At 78.5% G+C, this 4,951-nt stretch carries 5 protein-coding genes; 1 reads left to right on the top strand and 4 read right to left on the bottom strand.

From position 1 onward, the window contains the following. The 4 genes from ACYVI6_RS17985 to ACYVI6_RS17970 all read right to left on the bottom strand — a co-directional run. Nucleotides 1-784, bottom strand: a 784-nt coding sequence (locus ACYVI6_RS17985) for an ABC transporter ATP-binding protein (RefSeq protein ID WP_460447678.1), incomplete at its 3' end; no start/stop codon positions are given. Next, a complete protein-coding gene (locus tag ACYVI6_RS17980) occupies nucleotides 781-1,839 on the bottom strand; it encodes a CbiQ family ECF transporter T component (protein WP_460447677.1) in 1,059 nt (352 codons plus the stop codon). The genes ACYVI6_RS17985 and ACYVI6_RS17980, both read right to left, overlap by 4 nt. A 98-nt stretch (nucleotides 1,840-1,937) precedes the next feature. Further along, complete coding sequence (locus tag ACYVI6_RS17975) at nucleotides 1,938-2,870, bottom strand: hypothetical protein (RefSeq protein WP_460447676.1); 933 nt, start codon at nucleotides 2,868-2,870, stop codon at nucleotides 1,938-1,940. Beyond that, on the bottom strand, nucleotides 2,867-4,474 hold the full coding sequence (locus ACYVI6_RS17970; RefSeq protein ID WP_460447675.1) for a prenyltransferase/squalene oxidase repeat-containing protein: 1,608 nt from the start codon (nucleotides 4,472-4,474) through the stop codon (nucleotides 2,867-2,869). Before ACYVI6_RS17970 ends, ACYVI6_RS17975 begins: the two co-directional genes overlap by 4 nt. A 221-nt stretch (nucleotides 4,475-4,695) precedes the next feature. Here ACYVI6_RS17970 and ACYVI6_RS17965 point away from each other — a divergent pair. Beyond that, the coding region (locus tag ACYVI6_RS17965) for a cobalamin biosynthesis protein (RefSeq protein WP_460447674.1) at nucleotides 4,696-4,951 on the top strand (256 nt) is incomplete at its 3' end.

Here is a 4,951-nt window from a genome sequence, read left to right as displayed (position 1 = left end):
GGGCGTCGCGCACCGACAGCGGCAGCGGCTGCCAGCCGGCCCACCGCCCGAGGTGCACCACGGGCGGCGCGACCTCGCCGTCGCGGGCCAGCTCGACGGGGTCGCCGTCGCGCACGCGGCCGTCGGCGCCCACGTGCACCAGCCGGTCGGCGTGCTGCAGCACCCGCTCGAGGCGGTGCTCGGCGAGCAGCACCGTCATGCCGAGGTCGTGCACCAGCCGGGTCAGCGCCGCGAGCACCTCCTCGGCGCCGGTCGGGTCGAGCGCCGACGTCGGCTCGTCGAGCACCAGCACCCGCGGGTGCGCCGTGAGGGCGGAGCCGATCGCGACGCGCTGCTGCTGCCCGCCGGACAGGTCGCGCAGGGGACGGTCGCGCAGGTCGGCGATCCCGAGCAGGTCGAGCGTCTCCTCGACGCGGCGGCGCATCGTGCCCGGGTCGACCGCGAGCTGCTCCATCGCGTACGCGAGCTCGGCCTCGACGGTGTCGGTGACGAAGCCGGCGAGCGGGTCCTGGCCGACGACGCCGACGACGTCGGCCAGGTCGCGCGGCCGGTGGGTGCGGGTGTCGCGACCGAGCACGCGCACGGCGCCGGCCAGCGTGCCTCCGGTGAAGTGCGGCACCAGCCCGCTCACCGCGCCGAGCAGGGTCGACTTGCCGGTGCCGGTGCGACCGACGACCAGGCACAGCTCGCCCTCGTCGACCCGCAGCGACACCTCGCGCAACACGGGCCGGGTGGCGCCGGCGTACGTCACCGTGACCCGGTCGAGCTCGACCGCCGCGTTCACCGCGACCGCCCCCCGTCGAGCGCCCCGACGACGGCCGGGACGGCGCCGACGAGCAGCCCGGCGACGGCGAGCGCCGGCAGCTGCGGCCAGGCCAGCGGCTGCAGCGGCATCGACGTCGCGACGGGGTCGAGCCGGGCCGCGACGAGCGAGGACGCCGCGACCACCAGGCCGCACCCGGCGACCAGCCACTCGACCAGACCCCACCGGTCGGGACGGTGCACGGTGCGCTGCACCCGGCGTCCGCCCGCCCGCAGCCCGGCGACGACGAGCAGCAGCCCGACCAGCAGGGTGGGCACCCCGAGCACCGCGGGGCCGGTGGTGTCGAGCAGCCCGTACGTGCCGAGCGCGGCCCCCACCAGCCCGGCCAGCGACAGCGCGGTGGTCAGCCGACGGGCGCCCGCCGACACCTCGCGAGCGCGCCCGAAGCCGCGCGAGTCCATCGCCGCAGCCAGGGCCAGGCTGCGGTCGAGCACGTCCTGCAGCACCGGCAGCGCGACCCGGCGCACCGACCGCAGACCGCGACCGGCGCCGCCGCGCAGCTGCTGGGCGCGCGACACGCGCTGCACCGCCTCGGCCAGCTGCGGCGCCACGCTGACCGACACCACCACCGCGACACCGATCTCGTGCAGCGCGCCGGGGAGCGCGCGCAGCAGCCGCTTGGGGTCGGCCAGCGCGTTCGCCGCGCCGACCGCGACCACGACGCAGGCCAGCCGCAGGCCCTGCACCCCGGCCGACAGCAGCCCCTCGGCGGTCAGCGTGCCGCCCACCTCGATGCCGGCCGCCCACGACGGCAGGCCGAGCGACGGCAGCCGCAGCACGACGTGCTCGCCGTCCTTGAACCCGACGAGCACGTGCAGCACCAGCCGCAGCGCCACGACGAGCAGCCCGAGCAGCAGGTACCAGCGGAAGGCGCGCGCCCACGGGTCGTCGCCGCGGCAGGCCAGCACGACCGACGTCGAGACGGCCAGCACCAGCACGAGCAGCAGCGGGTTCGTGGTGCTGCTCGCCGCGACCGCCAGGCCCAGCGCCCAGACCCACCACGCCGCCGGGTGCACCGCACGGGTCCGCCGCGAAGCGGTCGCCGACGCGCTCGACCGCGGCGCCGGGCTCGGGACCCGGGCCTCGCGGACGGGCGCGGTGGGCGCCGACACGTTCAGCCGGACCTGCGCCGTCGGGCCACGACGGCACCCGCGCCGCCGACGACCAGCACCAGCCCCAGGGCGACCAGCGCGCCGGTGGGCGTGCCGCCGTCGGACGACACGGGCTCGCTCGCCAGCGCGCCCGGGTCGTCGGCTGGGTCGGTGGTGTCGGCGTCGCCGGGGGGTGCGGACGTCGCAGCCGCTGCACCCGCGGCGCTCGTGGAGGTGGTCGGCGCCGTCGTGGTCGTCGCGCCACGGGTCGTCGACGAGCCGGACGCCGAGGTCGTGGAGGACGCGCGTGGCGTCGTCGACCTGGCCGCGCTCGGGCGGGTGGACGAGCTCGACGTCCTCGGTGCGGAGGACGTCGTGGGTCGCGTCGTCGTGGTGCTGCGGTGCGTCGTGCTGCTGGTGCGCGGCGCGGGCGTCGTCGTCCGGGTGGTGGGCTTCGGCCTGGGTTCCGCGGGCGCGGCCGGCGGGGCCACCGCCGGGCGGGCGCCGGCGCCGAACGCCCAGCCCTCGACCGAGCCGGCGGCCGGACGGCGCGAGCCGGCGCCGGTCGAGCTGTACTGCCACGAGCCGCCGCGGTTCGCGTGCCAGTACGACCAGTACGCCGAGGTGGGCGGGGTGCGCCGGCAGGGGTCCTTCGCGGCAGTGGGCAGGCCGTTCAGCCGGCAGACGAAGCCGGGCTGGGTCTGCACGTAGGCGATCGAGAAGCCCGCCGCCTTCAGCGCGGCGATCCCGGACGCCGGCGACCCGGCGGCGCAGCGCGTGCTGGTGCCGCCGAGCGGGCCGAAGTCGACGACGACGGTGACGCCGGTGCTGCCCGAGCAGGCCGCGGCCTGCGCGGGGGGTGCCGCGACCAGCCCGGACGCCAGCAGCGCGACCAGGCCCGCGGCGAGGGCCGCGAACCGGGTCAGGACGCCGCGGCGCCGGCGGGCTGAGGTCACGCGTGCCGTCCGTGCCGTCGGCGGGTCACCCGGGCCAGCAGCAGGGCCAGCACGCCGAGACCGAGCAGGCCGGTGCCGGTGGCGACGAGCGGCGCCACCTCGGTGCCGGTGCGCGGCAGGTCGCTCGCGCTGGCGGGCAGCGCGGTGCCGGCGATCGTGCCGGGCTCGACGGTCTCGTCCACACCGAGGTACCCCGAGTCGTCGTCCGTGCTCGACGTGCCGCTGGGCTCGCTCGTCGTGGTGGTGCTGGTGGTGGGCGACGCGCAGGCCAGGGCAGGTGCGTTCGGCGCGGCACCGGCGGCGGTCGCGGTGCCGACGGTGCCACCCGCCAGGGCCAGCGCAGCCTGGGTCGTGGCCCGGCGGTCCTGGTCGGTCGGGGTCCTCGTGCTGCGGGCGGACACGGCGTAGGCGACGCCGCCGCGCAGCGCCGACGATGCGTCGCAGTCGTACTGCAGGCCGGTGAGGTAGCGACGGGCCGCCGCGAGCGGGCCCGTGACGCCGGTGGCCTGCAGGGCCTGCACGGCGAGCGCGGTGCTGTTGGCGTTCACGCCGGACGTCGGGCCGGCCCCGCCGAAGCCGCCGCCTGCGCGCTGCCGCCCGGCGAGCCAGCTCGCGCCGCGGAGGGCGGCCGGGGTGGGTGCGCCGGCGGACGCGTGGGCGAGCAGGGCCATCGCGGTGGCGTCGGGGTCGGCGGTCGAGTCGTCGGTGCAGGCCGTGGCCGCCTCGTCGAGCCGGTAGCCGCCGGCCGGGCACTGCTGCAGGTCGAGGAAGGCGAGCGCCTGCGGGCCGGCGCCGTCGACCGTCGGGGTGCTGAAGTGCTGCAGCGCCAGGATCGCGAACGCCTGGCTGAAGGTGTTGGAGTAGTCGCCGAACGCCGAGGCGTCGGCGAACCGGCCGTCGGCGTCCTGCAGCCCGCGCAGCGTCGCCACGACGTCCTGGCCGCCGAGGTCGGTGGCGTCGAGACCCTGCGCGACGGCGGCCAGCCCGGCCTTGCCGAGCGCGCCGGCGTAGTGCTCGCCGCCGCTGCCGGCGTACTCGTCGAGGTGGGCGACGACCTGGCGCATCGCCTCGCGCGCCGCGTCCTGGCCGACCTGCGCGCCGTCGAGGGCGAGCACAGCGTCGAGGGTCAGGCCCCAGTCGGCGTAGTCGGTGCCGTCGAAGGTGGTCGAGAGGTGCCCGCCGCCGGCGACGAGCTGCCTGGCCAGGAACCCGCCGGCCACGGCGCCGGGGTCGGTCGAGGTGGCCGGTGCCGCGGCGGCACGAGCCAGCCGGCGGGCGCCGGGCCCGGTCTCGGGGGCGGCCTCGGCGGTCGAGGTCGAGCTGCTCGGCGTGCTCGTCGTGGACGAGGGGGTCGAGGTCGCCGGCGTGCTGGTCGGTGCCGTGCTGGTCGTCGTGGCGGTCGGCCCGGTGTCCGCCGCGGTCCGGGTCGCAGCCGGAGCGGTCGCGGTCGGGACGCCGCCGGTCGCGGTCGACGTGGTGGTCGTCGCCGGGGCGGTGGCGGTGCCGCTGGCGAGCGCACCGCCGGCGGGCAGGACGACGAGCGCCAGGGCCGCGGTGGTGGCGAGCGCGGCGCGCAGGGTGCGGGGGTGGGACCGACCGGACATGGTCGCCTCTCGGGCAGCGGTCGGGCGACGTCCGGCGGCACGGCCCACGGGGCGCGCGCCGACCGGGCTCCGCCCGTAGACCTCGACGGGTGCAGTGGAGCCGCTCGCGCGTTCCAGGCGTTCCGGCTCGCCACGGGCCCGGGTCGGGCGTGGCCTACGGTTGCGGGTCAGCGCCGGCGTCGGACCGGCTTCCCCTGGAGCTCACGGGTGGGTGGTGCGTGGTGCAGCGTAACCGAGCCGGACGCCGGTCCGGCACGGCTCGTGCGCTGGGCCTGCTTGCCGGGGTGGCCGCGGACGCGCTGCTCGGCGACCCGCGCCGGTGGCACCCGGTGGCCGGGTTCGGGCAGGCCGCCGACGCGCTGCAGCGCCGGGTCTGGGCCGACTCGCGGGCGCGGGGTGCGGCGTTCACCGCGGTGGCCGACGGCGCGCCGGTCGGGCTCGGGCTGCTGACCCGGCGCACGCCCGCCTGGATGCAGC

It is taken from the genome of Angustibacter aerolatus (genome assembly GCF_054776675.1).
Note: the sequence above shows the minus strand (reverse complement) of the source record. Positions and strands in the feature narration are given on the sequence as shown.